Here is a 24,131-nt window from a genome sequence, read left to right on the forward strand (position 1 = left end):
ATGACCGCTGTAGCCGTGGAGATCACCGCCCGGCCGAAGGCGCCGCAGGAGCCGGAGGAGCTGACCTTCGTTGACGACGTGGAGTCGCTCACCGAGGACTCGTCCGCCGCGTGCAACGACGACAACCCGTACCGGTAGAGGCCGAGCCTTGCCTCTGGCGTGAGGAGGGTTTCGCGCAGTGGTCGCGCTGTGCGGAACCCTCCGCGCTTTCGTGGCAGGGTGCCCGCATGCCGACCGAGCGCATCGACTTCGCCGACCTTCCCGACACCGTCCAGCACGACGTGGTCGCGCATACGGGCCCGCTCCTCAAGGTGGAGACCACGGCGTCGGGCTTCAACTCCGCGATCTCCGCGCGCCTGACCACCAAGACCGGTGACGTGTACGTCAAGGGCCTGCCCGAAGGCCACCCCCGCCAGTGGACCCAAGGTCGCGAAGCGGTCGTCGGGCCCCTCCTGGAAGGGATCTCGCCCCGCGTCCTGTGGCGGGTGGAGACGGGCGGGTGGGACCTGCTCGGCTTCGAGTACGTCCAGGCCCGTCACGCCGACTACACCCCCGACTCGCGGGACCTTGAGGCCATGGCCGTGCTTCTGGCCCACCTGTCCACGGTGCGGGCGCCGGAAGGGGTGGAGCTGAAGGAGGCCGGCCACCGGCTCCGCGACCACGCGCCCAAGGAAGCCCTCGCCTACTTCGCCGGGGACGCGCTCCTGCACACCGACCCGAACCCCACCAACGTGATGATCACACCCGGCGGAGGCGCACGGCTGGTCGACTGGGCCTGGGCGACACGCGGGGCGCCCTGGCTCGATGCCGGGTACTGGGTGGTGTGGCTGATCGCCGAGGGCGGCCACAGCCCCGCGAGCGCCGAGGCTTGGGCCGCCCGCATCCCTGCCTTCCGGGCCGCGCCGCCGGAGGCTGTCGACGCGTTCGCCCTAGCCAACGAGAGCGTGTGGAGCGGCACCTTCAAGGAACAGCCGGACGACTGGACCCGGCGCGTTCACGAGGCAACGAAGGCATGGGCCGCGCACCGCTCCCGCCGCCCCTGACTTAGGGGTGTGCGTGCGACACAGACCACGGCCGCCGTCGTACCGGGCTCGACGGGCCTTCTTCTCGGAATCTCTCGGATAGAGGGCCCGACCGTGCCGAGGCCACCAAGCCCGGAAGGACGCGCCCCGTGACCGTCGAGACCAAGCCGGACGAGCTGGAGCTCCGCCGGTTCATCTGCCCTCCGATTCCGCGCCGGCCTTCGTCGCCGAGGCGCACGCGCGGGGTGGGCGGCCGTCGTGACCGTGGCCGCAGGTAAGCCAGTCGGCTTCGTCCACGGGACCCCTCTACGCGACGACGGCACCGACCCGCACGAGATGGCGTCAGTGTTCTAGGACACCGACACCCCACCGACGGGCGGTGGCAGTGCATCTCGGAGCCCAAGCCGCTGCGCGTGACGGCCGGGAACTTGGAGCGTGCCGCTGTGCGGCGCTGTGTGAGCGGACGGTTCCTCAAAGCTCGTCATCGTCTGGATCACGCAGCACTGCCCATGCCCTCCGACATGAAACGCGGCGTCGGCGGGGGGCCGGCCGGGAGGTCTCAGCTGATGTCCTGACCGGTAAAGGTGACCGTCGGCGAGGAGTTCATCCTGCGCGGTGAGCCTTTACGCCGACACACCGGGCGCCGTCGTCCGCGCGGGAGACGAGAACGCCTTCAGGACCTGGGTCCGGCACCCAGCCCCGGACCAGGACCAGGGTCCTGGTCCGGGATCGTTCCCGGGCGCCTACCCAGGCGTTGGAGCCGCTGCGAGAATGGGCCGCGGACACTGGCTCCTCCCGGGATCGCAGGCCGCCGCGGGAACGGCTCACGAACGACGGTCGCGGCAGACCGGCGAAGGCCGGGACCGACCGGCCAGGGAAAGGACCACTACCAGCATGTCGACGCACCACCGGCCCCTGCCGTCGTCGAGAGCCGACGGCCTGCCCTGGACCGCGGGTGACGCACTGGTGGCTGTCGGGGCGGCCGTCGTCGACCTCCTCGGCTACACGATCGGCGACCCGGACGGCGGTCGGCCGGTCTCCCTGACCGCGCTGGTCCTGCTCGTACTGGCGGCCGTACCGCTGCTCACCAGGCGCGGCTACCCGCTGGCGTCGCTTGCGGGTGTGCTGGTCCTCGGTCTGGCACTGAACCTGAGCGGGCCGATGCCACACCACTTCAACGGCACACTCGCCGTGGCGCTGTTCGCCGTGGCCCGGTCCTGCGGTCTCGCGGTGGCTGCGCCGGCCGCTCTCGTGGCGGCCGCCGTGCCGCTGCTGGGCCGGGGGCGACCGCTGCCGCCGCCGGTCGCGGACATGGCGAGCAACGTGTGCGCCGTGGTGCTGGTCGTTGCTGTGGCCGAGGCGCTGAAGCGCCGACAGCGGGCGGTGGAGGTCCGGCGCAGGCTGCTGGCCGACCGTGCGGTGGCCCAGGAACGTCGCCGCATCGCACGGGAACTGCACGACATCGTCGCCCACCACATCACCACCATGCAGCTGATGGCGGGCGGTGCCAGAGCCAACCTCGAGGGCGATGCCGAAGTGGTGCGCGACGCGCTGGTCACCCTGGAGGGTTCCGGGAAAATGGCGCTGCACGAGATGCGCCAACTGCTCGACGTGCTCCGGGCCGGCGACGAGCCGGACGAGGCGCCGTCCGCGCCGCAACCCGGTGTCGAAAGCCTCGGACAGCTCGTTGATGAGTCCAGGAGCGTCGGCCTGCCCATCGACTTCGCTGTTCTCGGGGAGGAACGCCCGCTGCCACCGAGCACCGGCCTTGCGGTGTTCCGGATCGTCCAGGAGTCCCTCACCAACACCCGCAAGCACGCCGGCCGGGCCCAGGCGCGGGTGCAGCTGACCTACCATTCGGACCAGATCACCATCGAGGTGTCCGACAACGGCACGGCCGTACCGGCCGACACCCTGGCGGGGGCCCTGGCGGGGGCGGGCGGTGCGGGCGGATCGAGGTCGCGCCGCACCGGGTACGGGCTGATCGGCATGCGCGAGCGCGTCGCGCTGCAGGGCGGCAGCATGGTGGCTGGCGGCCTCGACGGCGGCGGCTTCCGGGTGGCGGCCACCCTGCCGGTGGCGCCGGCCGACGGAGAGGAGCAGGACCTGTGACGGAACCCGCGGAACGGATCAGGGTACTGATCGCGGACGACCAGCCCCTCGTGCGGCGGGGTGTGGCCCTGATCCTGAACCCCAACCCGGTGTTCGACGTGGTGGCCGAGGCGGACAACGGGCAGCAGGCGGTCGAGCTCGCGCACCAGCACCGGCCCCATGTCGTGGTGATGGACATCCGGATGCCGGTTCTCGACGGCGTGCAGGCGACTGAGCGGCTCGCGCGGGAGCTGCCCGCATGCCGAGTCCTGGCGTTGAGCACCTTCGACATGGACGAGTACGTGGTCGCCGCCCTGCGCGCCGGCGCCTCCGGGTTCCTGACCAAGGACGCCTCCCCGGAGGAGCTGGTGGCGGCCGTGCGCACCGTGCACACCGGAGAGGCGGCCGTGGCGCCCCGCCTGCTCACCCGGCTGATCTCCACCTACGTCACCGCAACCCGCCGTCCGAGGCCGCCGTCCCGGGTGCCCGGTGCGGGCGAACTGACACCTCGCGAGGTCGAGGTGTGGCACCTGCTCGCCACCGGCCTCGACAACGCCGGGATCGCGTCGGCGATGGACGTCAGCGCCTCCACGGTCAAGAACCACATCACCAGCATCTTCGCCAAGCTGAGTGTCCGCGACCGCGCCCAGGCGGTAATCGCGGCCTACGAGTCGGGCCTGGTCGAGGCCGGATCGGTGAACTCGTTGGGCTGAACCTGGCTGTCCCCGGGGGTGGCGCCGATCAGCGGCACAGGGCCGCGTCGACCGCGGCCTCCACATGCTGCTCGGCTCAACTCCTTTTTCACCGCGCTCCTCCGCGGCCGACTCCTGCCCCGGTCCCGAGTGATGCGGGGGGTGGTCCTTTGTCCACGTATTCGAGCAGGCCTCTGGTGTGCTGGAGCAGTTGGCGGACGGTGATGTTGTGTCCGTCGATGCCGTCGCCGCGCAGCAGGCCCGGCAGGTAGGTCTCCACCGGCGCGTCGAGACCGACCTTTCCTTCGGCGACGAATTGCAGGACGACGACGGTGAAGGTCTTGGCGGTGCTGCCGACGCGTATCCGGCCGTCGACGGGGACCTTGGCCCTGGTAGCGAGGTCGCCAGCGGTGTAGGTGCGGGTGCGGCCATCGCGACCCTTGACGGTGGCCAGTGCGGCGGGAAGGCCGCCGTCCTTCACCAGCGCGTTCAGGCTCGACTGGACACTGTCGGGCCTGACGACCGCGAACGCCGCGGTCGGTGCCGACCGGTCCGGCCGCCATGACACCGGCGGCCACGAGCGCCACCGCCCGGTGTCGACCGTACCGACAGGGCGTGGGAAGCGACTGCGCGATGCGTGCTCGTGCACGGAGGAACCCCTCGGATGGATGGTGCTGGTGATTCCCTGCCTTCGCCAAGAGGAGCATTCAGGGGCAGTTCGTCCGCCCCCAGGACGAGCCCGGCCCAGGGAGCGGACTCCCCGGGATAGCCCGAGGCAGGACCGTGCTCCTGGCCGCCGTCGATCTCTAGGACCAGATTCGCCAGGAGCCTCAACTGCCCTGCTTCCGGGCGCAGTCTCTCCCTGCAACCACGGTTCACCGTGTCACCTAAAGCGTCACGAAAGGCGCACGGGCCGGGGTGAGTGCCGCGACCGCGGCACGGCATGCTCAGACCGCAAAGGAGCACGGCATGGCAGTACGTCGACGAGTGCACACCGGGATAGTGGGGCTCGCCGCGGCGGCAGTGGCCGCTACCGCGTTCACGTCCCCCGCACACGCTGGGCCAGGGAAGGGGCACGCGGCGACCCAGCGTGCGATGGACGCCATGGTGGCCGACGAGGTTCCCGGGGTCACGGCCGCGGGAGTGGACAAGGGTGATGCCTGGCGGGGCACTTCGGGGGTCGGCGACCTGAAGACGGGCAAGCCGCGAGGCACCGACGAGCGGTTCCGGATCGGCAGCATCACCAAGACGTTCGTGGCGACCGTGCTGCTGCAGATGGAGGCCGAGGGCAGGCTCGACCTCGACGACACCGTGGAGCACTGGCTTCCCGGCCTCGTACGGGGCAACGGCAACGACGGCCGCAAGATCACCGTGCGCCAGCTCCTCAACCACACCAGCGGGCTCTTCAACTACACCAGCGACAAGGAGTTCGCGAAGGATGTCCTGCTGGAGGGCTTCCCCGCGCACCGCTACGACACCCACACGCCGCGGGAACTGATACGGGTGGCACTGGCACACAAGCCGGACTTCACGCCCAGCGCCAAACACTCGTACTCCAACACCGGTTACATCCTGGCCGGGTTGATCATCGAGAAGGTCAGCCGCAACAGCTACCGGCACGAGATCCGTGAGCGCATCATCAACCCGCTCGGCCTGCGGAACACCCGCCTCCCGGGCGTCGATCCCCTCCTGCCGAAGCCGAGCAGCCGGGCGTACTCGAAGCTGAGCAAAGACCCCGCCGCGACGAGGGTCCACGACGTCACCGAGAACAACATGACCTGGGCCTGGGCGGCAGGCGAAGGCATCTCCACGACCGGCGACCTCAACCGGTTCTTCAGCGCTTTGATGCGCGGCAAGCTGATGCCCGAGAAGCAACTCGCCGAAATGCAGGCGACGGTGCCCACGCCCGACGACCCCGTCTACTCCGGCTACGGCCTCGGGCTGTACAGCGTCAGGACGAGCTGCCAGGCGAAACTGTGGAGCCACAGCGGCGGAACACCCGGCTCCATCACGGAGACCGTGACCGCTGAGGACGGCCGTCACACCTTCACGTACAACGCCAACGGCGACTGGAGCGCGAGGGGCTACGTGATCGACGCGGAGTTCTGCGGCGTGGTCGGCAAGGGCAAGCAGGGGGAGCGTCCGGCGCCTCGGCTGTGAAGTGCCGCCAGGCCAAGTGAGGTGAGGCGAACCGGCAGTCCGCTCCCAGGGAGGTTCTGGGAGTGGGCTCCCGATAAGGCCGAGGGTCTGGTCAGGGTCACCCCTGATGGTGACGGTGGGTGCCTCCAGCAGAGTTGATTTCGCCGCTCAGGCCCGTCACCCCACTCTGGAGGAACCCCGATGCATAAACGTCTCGCCCTGACCACCCTTGCCCTGGCCACCGCTGTCACCGCCGGTGTGGCATCCCCCGCGAGCGCCGCCCGACCGGACCCCGTGAGACAGGGTCTTGAGACGCTGGTTGACTCGGATCACGCACCCGGCGCGCTGGCGAGCGTGCTGGACGGCAAGGGGAAGTTCCGTACCTACACCGCAGGGGTGGGAGACCGGGACACGCACGCGAAGATGCCCCGCAACGCCCAGGTGCGGATCGGTAGCGTCACCAAAACATTCACCGCGGCGGTCGTGCTGCAACTGGTCGGTGAGGGCAAGATCAGCCTCGACAAGCCGGTCGACGAGTATCTGCCGGGACTCGTCCGGGGCGAGAGGATCGACGGGAACCACATCACGGTGCGCCAGCTCCTGCAGCACACCAGCGGACTGCCCGACTACGAAGACGACGTCACCAGTGACATCTTGGAGCGCCGCTACCTCTCGCCCCGCGACGCCCTCGACATCGCCCTCAAGCACAAGGCCCTCTTCAAGCCCGGCAAGAAGTGGTCGTACAGCAACACCAACTACCTGGTGGCCGGCCTGATCGTAGAGAGGGTCACCGGACGGCCCCTCGCCGAGCAGATCGACCAGCGCATCATCCAGAAGCTGGGGCTGCGCCACACCTACTTCCCCGCCCCCGGCGAGACGACCATCCGCGGACGCCACCCCCAGGGCTACCGCCCGGACCCCCAGGGCGCACCCGCGCGCAACGTCACCGAGATCGACCCCTCCGCGGCCTGGGCGGCCGGCGCGATGATCTCCACCAACTCCGACCTCAACCGCTTCTTCTCCGCGCTACTCAAGGACGACGGCAACCCTCTCCTCAAGCAGGCCCAGCGCAAGCAGATGCGCACTACCATCCCCATGAAGAAGGGGAACTCCCGTCACACCATGGGACTGGGGATCATGAGGGTGCAGCAGTCGGACAAGTGCGCCTTCTGGGGCCACAGCGGCGGCATCCCCGGCTTCGGAACCTGGGCCGGCGCCACCGACGACGGCCGCGCCGCCAGCGTCACGATGAACCTCGAACCGAAGACCGACGAAGCCGTGCAGCACCTGAAGGAGACCGTGACAGCGGCCCTGTGCCGACGCTGAACCAGGCCGCCTGGCCGACAGAGGCGCTCGCTCACTCATGGCCTGCCCCGTTCGAGCGCGATTCCACACCTGGCTACGGGCACTCCGCCGCACTCTCGCATGCGTGAGCGATGCGTGAGCGGACGACGCAACACGGGTCGTCCGCGGAGGGATCGGCGACCCCGCCGCGCGTCGCTGGCCAGGAAGAACAGCACCACGTGGCAGGGGCAAACACCACCGATCATGGATTCCGTCCCACTTTTAATCCATTGGTTGTGGGTTCGAGTCCCACACGGTCTACCGAAGGGAGCGGCCGCAGGGGCGCTGCCGGTGGTGTGGGCGAGGGCCCGGTGGAGGGGATCCGCCGGGCCCTTGGTCTGCTTACTGGAGGCTCTGGTTGTCGTCGCCGCGGTGGCGCTTCTGGGACTTCTGGTAGCGGCTCGCGGCCTCGCCCGCGGCGGACGTCAGGCGGGCCGCGGCGCGGATGCCGCGCGAGGCGTTGCCGCGGACCGTCCAGACGACCGCGCCGAAGCCGGCGAGCGCCAGGACGAGCACCACGATGAGCAGTACGAGCATGCGCTCCCCCTTGGTCGGGCCCGGTCGGGCTGCTCGCATCCTCTCAGGCGCCCCGGTGCGCTAGCCCGCCCACCTGCCCGTCAGGAACGTGAGGGCGCAGAGGGTCATGAGGGGCGCGACCAGACAGACGTAGGCCGTGCGGACGTGCGGCGCGCGCAGGCTCCAGGCGGCCAGGGAGACCCACAGCGGCCACCACAGGAGGGTGGCGCGCGGCAGCGACATGTACCAGTACGACGTGCCGAGGGCGACGAGGGCCAGGCCCGTGTACGCCGCCTCCGGCCAGCGGCGGCGGTACAGGAGGAAGCCGGTCAGGGCGAGGCCGAGGACCATCGTGAGGAGCTCGGCCTGGAACTCCGCGGCGTAGCCGGTGGACGTGGTGTGGCCGAAGGCCGCCTGCCAGGTGTTGCGCCAGGCCTCCCACGGCGAGTGGAAGTCGCGGTACCAGCCGCGCTCCTCGGCGTGCTTCCACGCCATCCAGTCGCCGGTACGGGACTTGAGGTACCAGCTGTACGCCAGCGGCGGCAGCGCGGGGAGCAGCAGCCAGGGCAGGGCGCGGCCGTCGCGGTGGGCGCGGACCGTGGTGAGGAAGTGGACCGCGAGCGCGGCGGCCAGGAACAGGCCGCTCACCCGGACCGTGGTCGCGAGCGCGGCGAGCACCGCCGCGAGCGGCCAGGCGCGCCGCCGCGCCGCCAGCCACGCGGGCAGGGCGAAGGCGAGGAACAGCGCCTCGGTGTAGCCCGCCGCGAGGAAGACCGCGCAGGGCGACAGGAGGAAGAACAGGACGGCCCGGCGGCCCGCGTCCGGGTGGGGCACGTGGTCGCGGGCGACGCGGGCGAGGGCCAGGACCGCCACCGCGCCGGCGACGAAGGAGACGAGCAGCCCCGCCGCCGCCCAGTCGCCCACGACGGCGTGGACGGCGCGCAGCGTGAACGGGAAGCCCGGGAAGAAGGCTTCCCGGTTGTCCCAGCCCTCCGTCCCGGGGCGGAGGTCCCCGGGGAAGTAGCCCTCCTGGGCTATGCGCAGGTAGTGCCACCAGTCCCACTGCTGCCAGGCGGACAGCGGGGACGCGGCGTGGCGGGTGCGGGAGTCGGGCGGGAACAGCCAGGTGGCGCCGTACGCCGTCGTCCACAGGCCCGCGCGCGTGACCACGTAGAGGAAGAGGACGTCCGCGTCCTCCTTGCCGAGCAGCCGCCACCGGCCGTGCCGCGGGGCGCCGCGCCGCCGGGGGGCCTGGACGGAGGCGGCCGCCCGCGACCGGGGCCGGGGCGGGGAGGAAACGGACAAGACGGTGCCTCCGTGGGTGGGTTGGGGCGTTTTTGGGCGTGCGGGGGTGCCGCGCGGCGGTGCGGTGGGTGGGTGCGGGCCCCTGCCGGGGCACGGTCCCGCGTTCATGGGCCCCTCGCTCAAGAGCCCCCGTGCGTCAGCCCCGCGGCGCCCCCGTGCCGGAGCCCGTGCCGGAGCCCGCGGCCCCCAGCGCCGTACCGAGCACCTCCCCGCTCTCCGGCGGATACGTGGGGGTGCGCGGCGGCCCGCTGCTCTCCGGGTCGCCGAGCTGCGATGCCGTGTCCGGGGTCTCCGTGGGCGGGGGGCTCGTGCTCGGCGGGGGCGGCGACTGGTCGTCCGTGGTCGGTGAGGGCGAAGGGGAGGGGGAGGGCGAGCGCGGCACGGACGGCGACGGGGGGCCCGAAGGGACGGTGGCGGGCGGCGTCGGCTCGGAGCCGTACGTCAGCGCCAGGGCGCCCGCGCCCGCGACGAACAGGGTCGCGGCGACGGCGACGGCCGTGACGAAGACCCGGTGGGCCCGGCGGCCGCGCTGGACGACGACGGAGACGGGCGGCACACCGGCACGGGCACGGCCAGCGTCGGCGGCCTCCTGGAACAGCGAGCGCAGGGGGTCGTGCGGTTCAGACACCGGGGGCCTCCTCGGTACGCGGGTCTGTCAGACGGAGGGCGAGCGCGGCACGGCCGCGGGAGAGGTGGGTCTTGACCGTGCCGGGGGACAGTCCGGTCTCCCCGGCGATCTGCTCGACGGAGAGGTCGCACATGTAGTGCAGGGCGAGCGTCCGCCGCTGCTGCGGCGGCAGTTCGCGCAACGCCTCGACCAGGGCGACCGATTCGGGGCCCGGGCCCTCGGCGTGCGGCGGGGCGCCGCTGCGCTGCCAGGCCGACGCCGAGCGGCGCACGCCGCGCCAGCGGCTCACCGCGAGCCGCCAGGCGACGGTGCGGATCCACGCCTCGGGGCGGCCGTCGCGGTCGAGCCGCCCCCGGCGGCTCCAGCCCTTGACGAACGCCTCCTGCACGACGTCCTGCGCTTCGTGCAGGTCGCCGAGCATCACGTACAGCTGCCCCGTCAGTCGTGCGGCCGCGTGCGCGTAGAACTCCTCGAACTCCTCGACGGTCAACAGATTGCTCCCGGATCTCCTTGGTCTCACCGTGCATACGCCCGCCGACCCGGGTCCGGATGACACGGAAGGCGAAAGATCCAGGTGACGACGGTCACAAGCAGGCCGGACGGCCGCCCGCGGGTTCGCACCCGCGTCGGCGGCGGGGCGCCCCACGACCGGCCCAACAAATCCTGCGCTCCCGGCGCCGCCGCGGCACGCTGCCAGTGGAACGTGATCCGGAGGTGCGGCATGGCGGCTCAGGCACAACCAGGGGCCCGGTCCCGCGGGCCCCGCGGGGGCATACGCGACCGCCGGATGCGCGGGGTCATGCCCGGCCGCCGGATCCGCGGGGGCGTACGCGACCGCCGGATCCGCAGGGGCGCACGCGACCACCGGATCCGCGAGGTCATGCGCGGCCGCCGGATCCGCGCGGCGGCGCTCGCCCTGCTCCTCGCCCTCGCCGCCCCGGCCTGCGGCGGCTCCGACGCCGACGGGCCCGGCGACGCGGCCACCGCCCCCGCCCGCCGCGCCGACCTGCCCTTCAACCATCCGGGCGTCCTCGTCAGCAAGGCCCAGCTCGACCGGGTGCGCGCCCACGTCGCGGCCCGCGAGCAGCCCTGGCGCACGGCGTACGAGCAGCTGCGCGCCAGCAAGTACGCGGCCGCCGACTACCGTCCGAAGCCGTACGCCGTGGTCGCCTGCCCGCCCGGCAACGAGCCGGGCCAGGGCTGTGTGGAGGAGCGCGAGGACGCCCTGGCCGCGTACACCCAGGCGCTGCTCTACAACGTCACCGGCGACCGCGCCCACGCCGAGAAGGCCATCGCGATCATGGACGCCTGGGCCCGGGTCGTCACCCGGCACACGGAGGCCAACGCGGGGCTCCAGACCGCCTGGGCCGCCACCTCCTGGGCGCGCGCGGCCGAGGCCGTGCGCTACACCTACGACGGCTGGGCCGACGGCGACCTGCTGCGCTTCGAGCGGATGCTCCGCACCGCCTATCTGCCCCAGGTCGTGGCCGGTTCGGTCGAGTCCAACGGCAACTGGGACCTCGTCATGGCCGACGCCGTCATCGGCATGGCGGTGTTCCTCGACGACCACGCGGCCTTCGAGGAGGCGGTGCGCCACTTCCGCGGCCGTGTGCCCGCGTACTTCTATCTGAAGTCCGACGGGCCGCTGCCCGTGGCGCCCCGGGGCAGCGACCTCGACACGGCGGCCGAGCTGAGCCGCTACTGGTTCGGGCAGAAGAGGTTCGCCGACGGGCTCGCGCAGGAGACCTGCCGCAACTTCAAGCACGCCGGGTACTCCCTGGCCGCCACCGCCCACATCGCCGAGACGGCCTGGCACCAAGGCGTCGACCTGTACGCCGAGGTCAAGGACCGGCTGCGGGCCGCGTTCGAGTTCCACTCCGGCTACCAGCTCGGCGCCACCGCGCCCGGCTGGCTGTGCGGCGGCAGGCTCCAGCGCGACCTCGGGCCCGACACGGAGGTCGGCCTGAACCATCTGCGCGGCCGCCTCGGCATGGACCTGCCGAACACCCGGAAGCTCACCCTGGAGCGGCGCCCGGAGGGCACCGACGACCTGTTCGTGGCCTGGGAGACGCTCACGCACGCGGAGAACACCTGAGGCGCGGAGGGCACCTCGGGTACCAGTTCGCGTTCTGTGCCCCTGATGGCGTACTGTTGGGTTCACCGACGCGGGGTGGAGCAGCTCGGTAGCTCGCTGGGCTCATAACCCAGAGGTCGCAGGTTCAAATCCTGTCCCCGCTACTGAAGAGCCGAAGGCCCGGAATCCCCAGGGATTCCGGGCCTTCGGCGTTCCCGGGCGCCGCCAGGAGGCGCACGCCGTCCGCGCGGGCAGGCGCGCCACCGCCCCGCGCCAGGGCGCACGCTGCCCGCCGGATCACCCACTCGGAGCACGCCGGGTCGCCCCCGGGCCGCAACGCGGGAAGCCTTGGGCCGATGCGGCGGGTCTGCGGCGGGAGTCGAGCGGTGGTTGCTTTGGGCGGTGGGGGCCTCCGTGCCGGTGCCGGTCCGGGGACGTGCCATGGGCGCTGAGGGCCGGGCGCCGCGGCGCGAGCGGGCCCTCACCCGTGTGCTGCCCCCGCTCCTGATCGTCTTCGGGGTCGCCTTCGACGCGCTCACGCCGCCCCAGTTCACCGCGTCCCCGCTGTTCGCCGCCGCGCCCCTGATCGCGGCCCCGTTCTTCTCGCTCGGCACCACCGTGGCGACGGCCGCCGTGTCCTGCGCCGCCGTGCTCGCCCTGCGCATCGACAACCACTCGGGCGTGGACGTGGAGGTCGTCACCTCGTTCGTCACCATGCTGACCGTCGGTGCCCTCGCCGTCGTGATCAACCGCGTCGTCCGCCGCGGCGACGCCCGCCTCGCCTCCGCCCGCTCCATCGCCGAGGCCGCGCAGCGGGCCGTCCTGCCGCAGCCGGACCCGCGCATCGGCGGCCTGGACGTCGCCGCCCGGTACGAGGCCGCGCAGGCCGACGCCTTCATCGGCGGCGACCTGTACGCGGTGCAGGACACCCCGCACGGCGTCCGGCTGATCGTCGGCGACGTACGCGGCAAGGGCATGGGCGCGGTGGCCGCCGTCGCCGTCGTCATCGGCGCCTTCCGCGAGGCGGCCGAGCAGGAGGCCACCCTGGAAGCCGTGGCGCAGCGCCTGGAACGCGCCCTGGCGCGCGAGGGCACGCGGCGCGACGGGCTCGACGCCTTCGAAGGGTTCACCACGGCGGTCCTCGCGGAGATCCCGCACGGCGGCGGCAGCGTGCGCCTGGTCAACCGCGGCCACCCCGAGCCGCTGCTGCTGCGCGCCGACGGGCACCTGCGCGTGCTCTCGCCCGCCGAACCCGCGCTGCCGCTCGGCATGGGCGACCTCGGCGCCTGGCCCGACCGCGCGGACGAGACCGACTTCCCGCCCGGATCCACGCTGCTGCTCCACACCGACGGGCTCAGCGAGGCCCGGGACGCGCGGGGCGCCTTCTACGACCCCGCGGCCCGGCTCGGCGGCCGCGTCTTCTCGGGCGCGGACGCCCCCGACGCGCTCCTGTCCACGCTCGTCGCCGAGGTCCTGGACCACACCGGCGGCGGCGCCACCGACGACATGGCGCTCCTCGCCGTACGACGACCCGTCACGCCGCGTGACTGAACGGAGTCCCAGCGCACTGCAACTGACGACCCGTCATCCGCGAGTGAAGATCGATTTCGCTGCGCAGCGTCATGACGCGCGCTCAACTCGCCCTATTCCCAACCTTGATGTCCCGTTGTGTTTGTGGCGTAAGCGTTAACGATCAACTCGAACAGCTTGGAATACCGCCCCGCTGTCTATTAACGTTCGATAACGCAGCGCGGTCGTCCCAGCCGTCACACCCGGCGGCTCCGCGCGCACGCGCCTAATCCCGCAAGGGAGCCGGGGAACCACCATCTTGGGGTGAATCGGACGCCTCTCGCGCACGCGGACCCGTATCCGCCGTGCACGAGCAGCGGCCGTAGGAGACCTTCCTGCTCCGAACCCGTCAGCTAACCCGGTAGGCGAGAAGGAAGGAAAGGAGTGCGCCCCCGTGGCGTCCAACCGGCCTGCCCCAGAAGCGCTCTGCATACCCCACGGCGGTCTCATCGAGGGCGCCGACGGCGGCGAAGGACCCGGGGGACACACCGGGCACGCCGACCACGCCGAGGCCTCCGCGCCCGCCGGGTACGCCGGTTACGCCGCCCAGGAGCCCCCGGCCTCCTGGGAGGAGTGGAACCCCACCGCGGAGACCGTCCGCCCCGTGCGCGGCAAGCACCGCATCCACAAGAAGGGCGGCGGCGGCCTCGCCCGCAGCTCCACCGTCCTCGGCGTCGGCGTCATCGCCGCCGTCGGCGCGGGCGGCATCGCCACCGCGCAGGGCGGCAAGCCGCCCGTCTCCATCGCCCTGCCGGACCTCGCGTCCGTCGCGGACTCGCTGCCCGGCGTCGGCGCCCTGGTCGACGGCGACGACACCGCCGCACCGGCCACCGCCGCGGCCGCGGCGCCGCTCAGCTCCGCGGGCGTCACCGGCGCCGACGCCGAGCGGGGCACCACGGACGCGGGGGAGGCCCTGCGGGCCCGCATCCTCCAGCAGGCCGAGAACCAGCACCGCCAGGCGGACGACGCGCAGCGCAGGCAGGCCCAGGACGCGGCCGTGGCCAGGGCCGCCGCGACCGCCACGGCCCAGCAGGGCAAGGCGGCGGCCGAGGCCAAGGCGAAGGCCGCGGAGGAGAAGCGGAAGAAGGCGGAGGCGGCCCGCAAGAAGCGCGAGGCCGAGCGCCTCGCGAAGCTCGCCAAGAGCTTCACGCTCCCCGTCTCCTCGTACGTGCTGACCTCGCACTTCGGTGACTCCGGCTCCATGTGGTCCTCCGGCAGCCACACCGGCCTCGACTTCGCGGGAGCCAGCGGCACCCCCCTCAAGGCCGTCCACTCCGGCACCATCACGGAGGCCGGCTGGGCGCGCGCGTACGGCTACCGCACGGTCCTGAAGCTCGATGACGGCACCGAGATCTGGTACTGCCACCAGTCCTCGCTCTCCGTCAGCGTGGGCCAGAAGGTCAGCACCGGCGACGTCATCGGCCGCATGGGCGGCACGGGCAACGTCACCGGGGTCCACCTCCACCTGGAGGTCAGGACGGGCGGCGCGGCCATCGACCCGCTGTCCTGGCTGCGCGGCAAGGGCCTGACGCCCTGATCCCGCCCGCGGCCAGCTGACGGCTGAGCGCCGACCGCTTGGCCGCCGGCCGCTGACCGCGAAGGGCCCTCAGACTCCGGCGGCCCTGGCGACGACCCCCCGACGCCAGGGCCGCCGGTTCCCCGTTGCGCGGGCCTCCCCGGCCGGGTTGGGCCTCCCCGGCCGGGTTCCACATGCTGGAATCCATTGTCTGGAATCCGCCGTCCGCCGCCGGAATTCCCGACTTCGCAAGGGTGTTGGCGCCGGTATGACCACTCTTCGCCCTCTGGGATCGTCCGACCTCGAAGTCTTCCCGCTCGCCCTCGGCGGCAACGTCTTCGGCTGGACCGCTGACCAGGACCAGTCCTTCGCCGTCCTCGACGCCTACGCCGCCGCGGGCGGCAACTTCATAGACACCGCGGACGCCTACACGTTCTGGGTGCCCGGCAACAAGGGCGGCGAGTCCGAGACCGTCCTCGGGCGGTGGATGGCCGAGCGCGGCAACCGCGACGACGTCGTGGTCGCCACCAAGGTCGGCGCGCTGCCCGAGTACAAGGGCCTGTCCGCGAGCACCATCAAGGCCGCCGCCGAGGAGTCGCTGCGCCGCCTCGGCACCGACTACATCGACCTGTACTACACGCACTACGACGACCCGTCCGTGCCCGTCGAGGAGTTCATCACCGCCCTCGACGAACTGGTGCGGTCCGGCAAGGTGCGCGCGATCGCCGCGTCGAACATCACCGCCGAGCGCCTCCAGGAGTCCCTCGACTTCTCCGACCGCGAGGGCCTGGTGCGGTACGTGGCGCTCCAGCCGCACTACAACCTCGTCTCGCGCGACACCTACGAGGGCCCCCTCCAGGAGATCGCGTCGCGCTCCGGGCTCGCCGCCGTCCCGTACTTCGGCCTCGCCGCGGGCTTCCTGACCGGCAAGTACCGCCCGGGCACGCAGGTCGACAGCGCCCGGGCCGAGAAGGCGGGCGAGTATCTGGCCACCGAGCGCGGCCGCCGCGTCCTCACGGCCCTCGACGAGGTGGCCGAGGCCCATGACGCGCAGGTCGCCACCGTCGCCCTCGCCTGGCTCGCCGCGCAGCCCACCGTGGCGGCGCCGATCGCCTCGGCCCGCACCCTGGAGCAGCTTCCGGCGCTCCTCGCGGTGGGCGACCTGGAGCTGACCGAGGCCGAGCTCGCGGCCCTCACGGCGGCCTCCGCCTGACGTCAGGGCCGATAGGGGTTGTGGCACGGGGGAAGCACCGGGCCGTACGCCCCGACGGGCCCGTACGCGGCGTGCGGCAGCGGCACCAGGACCGGGGCCGTCGCCCGCGCCGCGTACCCGAGCGCGGGCGCGGCCACGGCCCTGCGCTCCCACAGGGCCTGGAGGAGCTCCCGCTCCCGCGCGACGAAGTCGGCGCCCGCCCTGCCGTGCCGGGCGCGGTGGCGCAGGAGCGCGAGGGCCGTCGCGCAGGTCTCGTACTCGACGACGGTGCGGCCCGCGGGCTTGCCCAGGTGGAAGGCCGCGTAGTCACGGGCGAGCGCGCGGGCCGGCAGGGAGCCGAGCGCGTGGGGCTCGGGCGCGGTGAGCCAGCCCGCGGCCACGTACACGGGCAGCTCGTCGCGCACGAGGCGCAGCTCGCGCCGGCGCAGCCAGACGGCCAGCCAGGTGAGCAGCCCGAAGACCGGCAGCATGAAGGTCGCGTAGACGACGAAGAAGCCGTACTCGCCGAAGCCCGCGGAGCCGTTCCAGAAGGCGTGCAGGCCCATCGCGAGGAGCAGCCCGGCGCACGGCAGCAGCGTGCGCCGGGCGGTGTGGTGCTCGGCGGTCACGGCGGCGGTGCCGAAGCCGATGCCGGTGAGCACGGTGAAGAGCGGATGCGCGAACGGTGACATGACAACGCGGACGAAGAAGGTCGCGGCGGTCACCGAGGCGAGGCCGCTCTCGCCGCTGAGCTGGTCGGTGCCGAAGGCGTTGCCGAGGTAGAGGATGTTCTCGGTGAACGCGAAGCCGGTGGCGGTGACGCCCGCTATCACGAACCCGTCGACGACCCCGGTGAAGTCGGCTCTGCGGAACAGGAAGACGAGCAGGACGGCCGCCGCCTTCGCCGTCTCCTCGACGACGGGGGCTATGACGGTCGCGCCCAGGGTGTCCGCGCTGGTCGGGTCGGCCGTCGCGGTGGCTATCCAGCGGGTCGCGAAGCTGTTCGCCATGATCGCGATCAGTGCGGCCGCGCAGGCGCCCCAGGAGAAGGCGAACAGCAGGTTCCGCCAGGGCCCCGGCGCCACCCGGTCCAGCCAGCGGAACGCGGCGATCAGCAGCGGCACGGGGAGCGTGGCGAGGCCGAGCCCCACCAGGAAGCCCTCGGTGCCGGTCTGCTCGCGCACCAGGGCGAGGATCACCAGGCCGGAGAGGGCCAGCAGGATGACGAGGCCCGTCGCCCGGATGGCCCCGCGCTGCCACCAGCGCGGACGCCGGGGCCCGGCTGCCCCGGCGGACGCGTCGGACCCGGCGGGCCCGCCGGGCGGCGTCGGGTGGCTCGGGAGTGCGGGGCTGGTGGCCACGGATCGACCCTAACGAGGGTTGCGGCGGGCCGCGACGGTGCCTCGGCGACGACGGGCGGCGGAGCCGACGGTGCCTCGGCTGGGGCGGGCCGCGGAGCCGGCGGCGACCCCCGGCCAGGCGGGCCGCGGGGTCGGCGGTGGCCCGGCCCCCGCGGCCCGCGGAGCGCCTCAGTCCTGGGCGAGCGTGGCGGCGCGGCGGAACAGCAGGTCGTTCACGACGTGTCCCTTCCGCAGGCCCTGGCCCTCGAAGCGGGTCTGCGGCCGGAAGTCGGGCCGGGGCGCGTACCCACCGTCCGCCTGGGTGTTCTCGAAGTCGGGGTGCGCGCCGAGCACTTCCAGCATGTGCTCCGCGTACGGCTCCCAGTCCGTGGCGCAGTGCAGCACCGCGCCGGGCTTGAGCCGGGGCGCGAGCAGCGTCAGGAAGTCCGGCTGGATCAGGCGCCGCTTGTTGTGGCGGGCCTTGGGCCAGGGGTCGGGGAAGTACACGCGCGCGCCGTCCAGGCTCTCCGGGGCGAGCATCTCCCGGAGCAGGATCACGGCGTCGCCGTTGGCGACCCGGATGTTGGACAGGCCGTTCCGCTCCGCGAGATTCAGCAGGTTGCCCTGGCCGGGGGTGTGCACGTCCACGGCGAGGATGTTGGTGTCCGGGTCCGCGGCCGCCATCTGCGCGGTGGCCTCGCCCATGCCGAAGCCGATCTCCAGGACGACGGGCGCCTCGGAGCCGAACAGCTCCTGGAGGTCGAGCACCTTGGCGCCGTCGATGTCGAAGCCCCACTTCGGCCACAGCCGCTGCAGGGCGTCGCCCTGCGCGGTGGTGACCCGGCTGCGGCGCGGCGTGAAGCTGCGGATCCGCCGCTCGAACCGGCCGCCGGAGGGGTCGGGCACGGGACCTTCGGGGAAACGGGGGGCGCCCTTCGGGCGGGAGTTCTCAGACACAGTGCCGTCGATTTTAGTGCGGCGGGACCGGACGGGGGCGCCCCGAGCCGCCGGTCGGGTCAGCGCAGCGCGGCGAGGACCCGGCGGGCCACCTCCCGGCCGATGGGCAGCGAGGCGGTGGCCGCGGGCGAGGGCGCGTTCAGCACGTGCACGGCCCGGGCTCCCTCCTGGATCAGGAAGTCGTCGACGAGGGTGCCGTCCCGCAGCACGGCCTGCGCCCGCACGCCCGCGGCCGCGGGCACCAGGTCCTCGGCCCGCACGCCGGGCAGCAGCCGCCGCACGGCCTCGGTGAACGCCTCCTTGGACAGGGACCTGCGCAGCTCCCCCGCCCCGTACCGCCAGTGGCGCCGGGCGATCCGCCAGGAGCCCGGCCAGGCGAGCGTCCCGGCGAGCTCGCGGGGCCGCACCACCGACCAGTCGTACCCCTCGCGGGCCAGCGCGGGGACCGCGTTCGGCCCGACGTGGACGCCGCCGTCGACGCCGCGCGTGAGGTGCACGCCGAGGAAGGGGAAGGCCGGGTCGGGCACGGGATACACGAGCCCGCGCACGAGCTCGGGCCGGGCGAGCGTGAAGTACTCCCCCCGGAAGGGCACGATCCGCATGTCGGGCTCGTCGCCGGTCAGGCGGGCGATCCGGTCGCAGTGCAGCCCCGCGCAGTTGACGAGGACCTTGGCGCGCAGCACGTCCCCGCGCGCGGTGCGCACGGCGACGCCGCGGTCGGGGCGGCGGTCGACGCGCACGACCTGCGCGTCGTAGCGCACCTCGGCGCCGGAGGCGTGGGCGAGCTGCTCGGCGACCGCGCCGTAGTCGCAGATGCCGGTGGTGCCGACGTGGATGGCGGCGATGCCGCGCACGTCCGGCTCGTACTCCGCTATCTGGGCGGGGCCGAGCTCGCGGACCGGGATGCCGTTCTCCCGGCCGCGCTGGACGAGGGCGTGCAGACGGGGCAGCTCGGCGCGGTCGGTGGCGACGATGAGCTTGCCGGTGACCTGGTGCGCGATGCCGTACTCGGCGCAGAACTTGACCATCTCGGCGGCGCCGCCCACGGCGAAGCGCGCCTTCAGGGAGCCCGGGCGGTAGTAGATCCCGCTGTGGATCACTCCGCTGTTCCGCCCGGTCTGGTGGCGGGCGGGGCCCGGCTCCTTCTCCAGGACGGTCACCCGGGTGCCGGGCGCCGCCCGGGTGAGGGCATGCGCGACCGAAAGCCCGACGATGCCGCCCCCGACGACGAGCACGTCACAGTCATACGCCACGGAACCCCGACCCATCGCTCTGCACCTCCCACCCCGATAGTGCCCTGCACCACTGACAACGCCGTTAAACGTGGTCCTGGGCACCCGGGGCCGCGAAGGCCCGTGTCGCCGCTCACGCCGGGGCGACGAGCAGGGGGCGCGCCCGCTCCCGCAGCTCCACCACCCGGGGCTCGTCCCCGTAGGGCTCCAGGCGGTGCAGCAGGTCCTTCACGTACTCCGTGGTGCGTGCGGAGGAGATGCGTCCGGCGACCTCCACCGCCCGCACGCCCTGCTCGCAGGCCGCGTCCAGGTTCCCGGACTCCAGCTCGGCGACGGCGGAGACGACCAGCCGCAGGCCGTGGGAGCGGACGAACTCCTCGGTGGGCCGGGACAGCGCCTGCTCCGTGAAGCGCCGGACCTGGCGGGGCGCCTTCAGATCGCGGTAGCACTCGGCGGCGTCCGCGGCGAAGCGGTCGTAGCCGTAGAAGCCGAGCCAGGACGGGTCGTGGTCGCCGTCGCGGGACCGCTCCAGCCAGCCCTCGGCGGCCCGCAGGGCCGCGCCCGCGGCCTGGGCGTCGTGGGCGCGCGCGTGCGCGCGTGCCTCGACGAGCCGGAAGAAGCTCATGGTCCTCGCGGTCGCGAGCCCCCTGTTGCGCTCCAGGGCGGCCTGGGCGAGGTCGACGCCCTCGTCGCCGAAGCCCCGGTAGGTCGCCTGGAGGGACATCGACGCGAGGACGTACCCCCCCAGGGGCACGTCGGCGGCCGCGCGGGCCAGGCGGAGCGCCTGGATGTAGTACCGCTGGGCGGCCTCCTGCTGACCGGTGTCGAAGGCCATCCAGCCGGCGAGCCGGGTCAGCTCGGCGGTGGCGCCGAACAGGGCGCGGCCCACCTCGTCCGAGTACGAGCCGAGGAGCAGCGGCGCCGCCTCGACGCGCAGGCACTCCGGGACCATCGACGAGCGCCAGTCGCCGCCGCCGTACTTGGAGTCCCAGCGCCGCGCGTCCTCGGCGGCCTCCCGCAGTTTCAGTACGTCGCTGTGGCCGACCTTCATCGGCGCGCCGCCCTCGTCGACCTTGGCCACGTCACGCGGCCCGTCGCGGCTGACGTCGCGGGCGACCGAGCTGTCGGCCGGGGTTATGAGCCAGCGGGACGCGGGCGTGGCGTACGCGCTGACGGCGAAGGAACCGGCCAGGGACTGCCAGATGCCGCCGCCGCCCGCGCGGCGGCCCGCGAGGTCGAGGCGGTACAGCTCGGTCGCCGACTTCACCGCGGCGCCGACGTCGCGCGGGAAGGCGAGGCCCACTTCGGGCGCCGGGTCCGCGTCGGCGAGGCCGATCTCGTGCAGGGGCACGGGGCGCCCGAGCTTCTGGCCGATGGCGGCGGCGATGAGGTGCGGGGCTGCGCCCTGCGGCACCATCCCCTTGGACACCCACCGGGCCACCGAGGTCTTGTCGTACCTGAGCGTCAACCCGCGTTGAGCACCGAGGTCGTTGACCCTGCGCGCGAGTCCCGCGTTGCTGATTCCCGCGAGGGCGAGAACGGTGCCGAGCTTTTCGTTCGGCCCGCGTTGCTCCCTGGACATGCGCCACCCCTCGGACACAGACGGCTGCCGGGCAGTGGCGTGACCGCGCGGCATTCGTGCTGCCTTCCCCCCGGGGGCGGCTACCGGGGGTCACCGGTGCGAACGGCGTGTCGCGCGCCGTTTCCCGATCCCCGGCCGCAAGAGCACGTGGCCGAGCCCCCAGGTATATGCCTCCGCGAAAACAACAGCACACCCAGCGTAGTTCGGCGAATCCCAAGCGTTAAGAGGCGTAGTTCCGTATGGCGAGATTGTTGTCCGTACGGGCGTGCGGCACCGTCGGAGCGTGCTCCGGGTGTGTGGCCGTGCGCCCGTGTGTGCGCTCTTCTACGGCCACCGGGAGAGCGTTTCCATGGATGACGCGTGGGTCGGCCCGCTGCGCTGGAGTCAGCGGGCTGGGGGACACCGCCGCCTCCATCCCCGCGGGCGGCGGACCGGTCCGGGAGGCGAACACCGCCTCCCGGGCTGTGCGTTGGCCGTCCCGGCCCTGGGGGGCGTGTTCGGCCATGGCTGAATTGGCCGAAAATCGCCCCCGCCTGCCCGCGCTCCGGCCGCTCTACGTCCCGGTGTTGATGTCGTTGCGGCCTCAACCATAGATCACCCGGGGCGCGTTCGCGCCGGTGCGAGCGCCGTCGTAGACCCTCTCGCGCGCCTCCTTCGTGGCAGCATGGGTCCCCAGTCCCTCGATTCCGGAGGGTCACTGGTTTGTCCACAGGCTGTGGAGGCGGCGATGCGGTGGTTGGTGGGGTGGAGCAGTACCACCGCGAGGCCCTCGGCCGCCCTTGGCACGGCGGGCGCCTCCGGGGACGACGGCGAGACCGTCCACCCCGTGGGGTCCCAGCTCCTGTGGGGCGACCCCGACCCCCTGTGGGCGGTCGGTGACTGGCGCCCCGACGAGGTGCGCACCGTCAAGGCCGACGACGAGACCCGCATCGCCGTGCTCGGCATCTGCGGGGCGAGCGACGAGGAGCTGCGGGCCAGCCTGTTCGCCGCCCGCGGCGGCGCGCTGCGGCACCTGACCGCCTGGCCCGGCAGCTACACCGCGGTCGTCCGGGTCGGCCGCCGCGTGATGGTCGCGGGCGACCTGGCGGGCGCCCGGCCCGTGTTCCACACCCCGTGGGCGGGCGGCACGGCGTACGCGACGGCCGCCCTGCCGCTGGCCGACCTCATCGAGGCCCACCTGGACATCGGCCACCTCGCGGCGCTGCTCGCCGCCCCCGACGTCCCGGAGGCACTGCACGACTCGACGCCGTACCAGGGCGTGCGGCGCGTGCCCCCGGGGCATGCGTTGATCCTCCGCGCGGGCGCGCGCGAAGTCGCCGGGTACGAACCCGTCGCGTCCCTCGCCGTCGCGGCCCCGCCGACCGACGAGGCCAGCGCGGTGGAGGGCGTCCGGGACGCCCTCGTCGAAGCCGTACGCGCGCGGCTGCGGGCCCCGCGGCACGTCCCCGGCACCGACGTCGACCCCGGCCCCGTCCCCGGCATGGGGCCCGCGGAGCGGCGCGCGGCCCGCGGCATGCCGGTGCCCGGCATCGGCGCCGACCTCTCCGGCGGCCCCGCCTCCGGCACCCTCGCCCTGCTCGCGGCGGGCCTGCCCGGGATGCCCGGCACGGTCCTCGGCCACGGCACAGGGGCGGGCGAGCGGCTCCTCGCCGTCACCTTCAACGACCTCGCCACGGGCGGCCGCGAGGCCGAGCTGGAGCGCGCGGGCACCATCGCCGCCAACCCCCGGCTGCACCACGTCGTCGTCACCGGGGGCGAGGAGAGCCTCCCGTACGCCGACCTGGAAGGACCCCTGACCGACGAGCCCAGCGGCGTGCTCGTCGCCGCCCAGCGCCACCGCACCCGCCTCGCCTCGGGCAGCGCGGACCACTTCACCGGCTACGGCGCCCGGCAGGTCCTCGACGCCCACCCGGCGCGCCTGGCCGACCTCCTGATGGACCGCAAGCGACGCCACCTGGTGCGGCCGGTCACCGCCCTGGCCAAGGCCGAGGGCTCCGTCTTGGTCCCCGCGCGCGTGTACGGCGCCGCGCGCCGCCTCGCCCGCACGGCACACCGCGCGGGCGTCGAGACCCTCGCCGACCGCCTCCTGCACCGCCGCTTCGAGGAGCCGGGCGGCGCCGTCGGGGCCTCGCTCGCCGCCCTCGCGTGGGCCAGACCGGGTCCCGCCGCGCGCTGGCTGACCGGTGAGGCCCTCGCAGAAGTATCGGTTCGCCTTCAGGAGACGACGACGCGCCCCGGGCCCGGGCCCGGACAGCGCCCCGGCGAGTTCCGCGCGCGGGCCGCCCTCTTCCGGCACGCGGCGGACCTGCGCGTCCTGGAGCAGGCCGCGGAGGTCCGCTTCCAGCGCCTGCACGCGCCCTTCCTGGACAACCAGGTCGTGCGCGCCTGCCGGGCGCTCCCGGAGTCCGTACGGGTGCGTCCCGGGGCGCGGGCCCAGATCCTGCGCACGGTCCTCGAAGGCGCCGGGGTCAGCGAACTCCCGCCCGGCTGGGGCGCGCCGTCCCACGCCTCGAACGCGGCGGCGGCCCGCACCGGCCTGCGCGCGGCGGTGGACGGCCTGCTCGCCCTCTTCGACACGCCCCTGCTCGCGCAGGCGGGCCTCGTCGAGGCCCGCGTCGTCCGCAAGGCGCTGCGCGCCGCGGCCGAGGGCGAACGGGTCCCGCTCGACGGCCTCGCCGACCTGGTCGCCACGGAGGTGTGGCTGCGACGGCTGCTGTCCCGGCGCGGCACCTGCTGGACCGGCACACCGGCACGCCAACGGGCCGTCCCTACGGGGACGGTGGTCCCGCAGCAGGGCACCCTGGGGGCGGCCAGGACACCGCACTCGCTGCCGCACTAGCGAGCTTCGGGGCGGGCCCGCACCGGAGATCTTTCAGCCCGTCCGGCGTTTGAGGACGAGGCGCGGAGCGCCGATGAGGGCGGGGGCACGGGG

At 73.4% G+C, this 24,131-nt stretch carries 19 protein-coding genes, 1 tRNA gene, 1 pseudogene and 1 riboswitch; of the genes and pseudogenes, 12 read left to right on the forward strand and 9 right to left on the reverse strand.

All coding sequences use genetic code 11. The features are described from left to right. The 4 genes from AC5WAM_RS21770 to AC5WAM_RS21785 all read left to right on the forward strand — a co-directional run bounded on the left by AC5WAM_RS21770 (position 1) and on the right by AC5WAM_RS21785 (position 3,826). Positions 1 to 138 carry a hypothetical protein gene (locus tag AC5WAM_RS21770; protein ID WP_495518538.1) on the forward strand — a complete coding sequence of 46 codons (138 nt, stop codon included), beginning with the start codon at positions 1 to 3 and terminating at the stop codon, positions 136 to 138. Between the two features lie 89 nt (positions 139 to 227). Further along, positions 228 to 1,043, forward strand: coding sequence for a phosphotransferase family protein (locus tag AC5WAM_RS21775; protein ID WP_495518539.1), 816 nt, complete (start codon positions 228 to 230; stop codon positions 1,041 to 1,043). A gap of 873 nt (positions 1,044 to 1,916) precedes the next feature. Next, positions 1,917 to 3,134 (forward strand): sensor histidine kinase, encoded by a 1,218-nt coding sequence (locus AC5WAM_RS21780; RefSeq protein ID WP_495518540.1) that lies wholly within the window; start codon positions 1,917 to 1,919, stop codon positions 3,132 to 3,134. Continuing rightward, positions 3,131 to 3,826, forward strand: a complete 696-nt coding sequence (locus AC5WAM_RS21785) for a response regulator transcription factor (RefSeq protein WP_495518541.1) — start codon at positions 3,131 to 3,133, stop codon at positions 3,824 to 3,826. Before AC5WAM_RS21780 ends, AC5WAM_RS21785 begins: the two co-directional genes overlap by 4 nt. A 154-nt stretch (positions 3,827 to 3,980) precedes the next feature. Here the strand turns inward: AC5WAM_RS21785 and AC5WAM_RS21790 are convergent. Next, a pseudogene (locus AC5WAM_RS21790) lies at positions 3,981 to 4,368 on the reverse strand (serine hydrolase domain-containing protein); the annotation flags it as partial. A 406-nt stretch (positions 4,369 to 4,774) separates the two neighbouring features. On the opposite strand from AC5WAM_RS21790, the gene AC5WAM_RS21795 reads away from it, so the two are divergent. Both AC5WAM_RS21795 and AC5WAM_RS21800 read left to right on the forward strand, forming a co-directional pair. Continuing rightward, complete coding sequence (locus tag AC5WAM_RS21795; protein WP_495518542.1) at positions 4,775 to 5,965, forward strand: serine hydrolase domain-containing protein; 1,191 nt, start codon at positions 4,775 to 4,777, stop codon at positions 5,963 to 5,965. A gap of 180 nt (positions 5,966 to 6,145) precedes the next feature. After that, positions 6,146 to 7,270 carry a serine hydrolase domain-containing protein gene (locus AC5WAM_RS21800; RefSeq protein WP_495518543.1) on the forward strand — a complete coding sequence of 375 codons (1,125 nt, stop codon included), beginning with the start codon at positions 6,146 to 6,148 and terminating at the stop codon, positions 7,268 to 7,270. A 360-nt stretch (positions 7,271 to 7,630) separates the two neighbouring features. Here AC5WAM_RS21800 and AC5WAM_RS21805 read toward each other — a convergent pair whose 3' ends face one another. The 4 genes from AC5WAM_RS21805 to AC5WAM_RS21820 form a co-directional block, all read right to left on the reverse strand. Further along, entirely contained in the window at positions 7,631 to 7,825 is a 195-nt protein-coding gene (locus tag AC5WAM_RS21805; RefSeq protein ID WP_495518544.1) for a hypothetical protein, read from the reverse strand. A 60-nt stretch (positions 7,826 to 7,885) separates the two neighbouring features. Beyond that, the gene (locus AC5WAM_RS21810) at positions 7,886 to 9,109 is read right to left on the reverse strand and encodes a mannosyltransferase family protein (protein WP_495518545.1); all 1,224 of its coding nucleotides are present in this window, start codon (positions 9,107 to 9,109) and stop codon (positions 7,886 to 7,888) included. A 136-nt stretch (positions 9,110 to 9,245) separates the two neighbouring features. Continuing rightward, complete coding sequence (locus AC5WAM_RS21815; RefSeq protein ID WP_366790931.1) at positions 9,246 to 9,737, reverse strand: hypothetical protein; 492 nt, start codon at positions 9,735 to 9,737, stop codon at positions 9,246 to 9,248. Beyond that, positions 9,730 to 10,227, reverse strand: a complete 498-nt coding sequence (locus tag AC5WAM_RS21820) for a SigE family RNA polymerase sigma factor (protein ID WP_242719666.1) — start codon at positions 10,225 to 10,227, stop codon at positions 9,730 to 9,732. The genes AC5WAM_RS21815 and AC5WAM_RS21820 overlap by 8 nt, the downstream gene beginning before the upstream one ends. 390 nt (positions 10,228 to 10,617) lie before the next feature. Between AC5WAM_RS21820 and AC5WAM_RS21825 the strand changes: the two genes are divergently transcribed. The 5 genes from AC5WAM_RS21825 to AC5WAM_RS21845 all read left to right on the forward strand — a co-directional run bounded on the left by AC5WAM_RS21825 (position 10,618) and on the right by AC5WAM_RS21845 (position 16,109). Next, entirely contained in the window at positions 10,618 to 11,832 is a 1,215-nt protein-coding gene (locus tag AC5WAM_RS21825) for an alginate lyase family protein (RefSeq protein WP_495523627.1), read from the forward strand. 69 nt (positions 11,833 to 11,901) lie between these two features. After that, positions 11,902 to 11,975: transfer RNA gene (locus AC5WAM_RS21830), tRNA-Met, on the forward strand. Positions 11,976 to 12,252: 277 nt separating this feature from the next. Beyond that, positions 12,253 to 13,362, forward strand: coding sequence for a PP2C family protein-serine/threonine phosphatase (locus AC5WAM_RS21835; protein ID WP_366790934.1), 1,110 nt, complete (start codon positions 12,253 to 12,255; stop codon positions 13,360 to 13,362). Positions 13,363 to 13,593: 231 nt separating this feature from the next. After that, positions 13,594 to 13,762, forward strand: a riboswitch (cyclic di-AMP (ydaO/yuaA leader). A gap of 12 nt (positions 13,763 to 13,774) precedes the next feature. Further along, positions 13,775 to 14,917 (forward strand): M23 family metallopeptidase, encoded by a 1,143-nt coding sequence (locus AC5WAM_RS21840; protein ID WP_495518546.1) that lies wholly within the window; start codon positions 13,775 to 13,777, stop codon positions 14,915 to 14,917. A gap of 247 nt (positions 14,918 to 15,164) precedes the next feature. Next, positions 15,165 to 16,109 (forward strand): aldo/keto reductase, encoded by a 945-nt coding sequence (locus AC5WAM_RS21845; protein WP_495518547.1) that lies wholly within the window; start codon positions 15,165 to 15,167, stop codon positions 16,107 to 16,109. A 2-nt stretch (positions 16,110 to 16,111) separates the two neighbouring features. Here the strand turns inward: AC5WAM_RS21845 and AC5WAM_RS21850 are convergent, their stop codons facing one another. From AC5WAM_RS21850 to AC5WAM_RS21865, 4 genes are all read right to left on the reverse strand, one after another. Then, on the reverse strand, positions 16,112 to 17,449 hold the full coding sequence (locus AC5WAM_RS21850; RefSeq protein WP_366790937.1) for a PrsW family intramembrane metalloprotease: 1,338 nt from the start codon (positions 17,447 to 17,449) through the stop codon (positions 16,112 to 16,114). Positions 17,450 to 17,617: 168 nt separating this feature from the next. Then, the gene (trmB, locus tag AC5WAM_RS21855; RefSeq protein ID WP_495518548.1) at positions 17,618 to 18,385 is read right to left on the reverse strand and encodes a tRNA (guanosine(46)-N7)-methyltransferase TrmB; all 768 of its coding nucleotides are present in this window, start codon (positions 18,383 to 18,385) and stop codon (positions 17,618 to 17,620) included. Between the two features lie 59 nt (positions 18,386 to 18,444). Then, positions 18,445 to 19,653: an L-2-hydroxyglutarate oxidase gene (gene lhgO, locus AC5WAM_RS21860; RefSeq protein ID WP_495518549.1), complete on the reverse strand. Its 1,209-nt coding sequence runs from the start codon at positions 19,651 to 19,653 to the stop codon at positions 18,445 to 18,447. Between the two features lie 97 nt (positions 19,654 to 19,750). Then, the gene (locus tag AC5WAM_RS21865; protein ID WP_366790940.1) at positions 19,751 to 21,199 is read right to left on the reverse strand and encodes an NsdA family TPR-like regulatory protein; all 1,449 of its coding nucleotides are present in this window, start codon (positions 21,197 to 21,199) and stop codon (positions 19,751 to 19,753) included. A gap of 727 nt (positions 21,200 to 21,926) precedes the next feature. Between AC5WAM_RS21865 and AC5WAM_RS21870 the strand changes: the two genes are divergently transcribed. Then, the gene (locus AC5WAM_RS21870; RefSeq protein WP_495518550.1) at positions 21,927 to 24,038 is read left to right on the forward strand and encodes an asparagine synthase-related protein; all 2,112 of its coding nucleotides are present in this window, start codon (positions 21,927 to 21,929) and stop codon (positions 24,036 to 24,038) included. Positions 24,039 to 24,131: the final 93 nt, after the last annotated feature.

It is taken from the genome of Streptomyces sp. JLYT201 (assembly GCF_059448825.1).

Excerpts from the sequence above, each read along its gene's own strand:
- AC5WAM_RS21780 (WP_495518540.1), top strand. The coding sequence starts at position 1,917 with ATGTCGACGCACCACCGGCCCCTGCCGTCGTCGAGAGCCGACGGCCTG.
- AC5WAM_RS21770 (WP_495518538.1), top strand. The coding sequence starts at position 1 with ATGACCGCTGTAGCCGTGGAGATCACCGCCCGGCCGAAGGCGCCGCAG.
- lhgO (WP_495518549.1), bottom strand. The coding sequence starts at position 19,653 with ATGGGTCGGGGTTCCGTGGCGTATGACTGTGACGTGCTCGTCGTCGGG.
- AC5WAM_RS21800 (WP_495518543.1), top strand. The coding sequence starts at position 6,146 with ATGCATAAACGTCTCGCCCTGACCACCCTTGCCCTGGCCACCGCTGTC.
- AC5WAM_RS21845 (WP_495518547.1), top strand. The coding sequence starts at position 15,165 with ATGACCACTCTTCGCCCTCTGGGATCGTCCGACCTCGAAGTCTTCCCG.
- AC5WAM_RS21865 (WP_366790940.1), bottom strand. The coding sequence starts at position 21,199 with ATGTCCAGGGAGCAACGCGGGCCGAACGAAAAGCTCGGCACCGTTCTC.
- AC5WAM_RS21775 (WP_495518539.1), top strand. The coding sequence starts at position 228 with ATGCCGACCGAGCGCATCGACTTCGCCGACCTTCCCGACACCGTCCAG.
- AC5WAM_RS21795 (WP_495518542.1), top strand. The coding sequence starts at position 4,775 with ATGGCAGTACGTCGACGAGTGCACACCGGGATAGTGGGGCTCGCCGCG.
- AC5WAM_RS21805 (WP_495518544.1), bottom strand. The coding sequence starts at position 7,825 with ATGCTCGTACTGCTCATCGTGGTGCTCGTCCTGGCGCTCGCCGGCTTC.
- AC5WAM_RS21835 (WP_366790934.1), top strand. The coding sequence starts at position 12,253 with ATGGGCGCTGAGGGCCGGGCGCCGCGGCGCGAGCGGGCCCTCACCCGT.
- AC5WAM_RS21825 (WP_495523627.1), top strand. The coding sequence starts at position 10,618 with ATGCGCGGCCGCCGGATCCGCGCGGCGGCGCTCGCCCTGCTCCTCGCC.
- AC5WAM_RS21870 (WP_495518550.1), top strand. The coding sequence starts at position 21,927 with ATGCGGTGGTTGGTGGGGTGGAGCAGTACCACCGCGAGGCCCTCGGCC.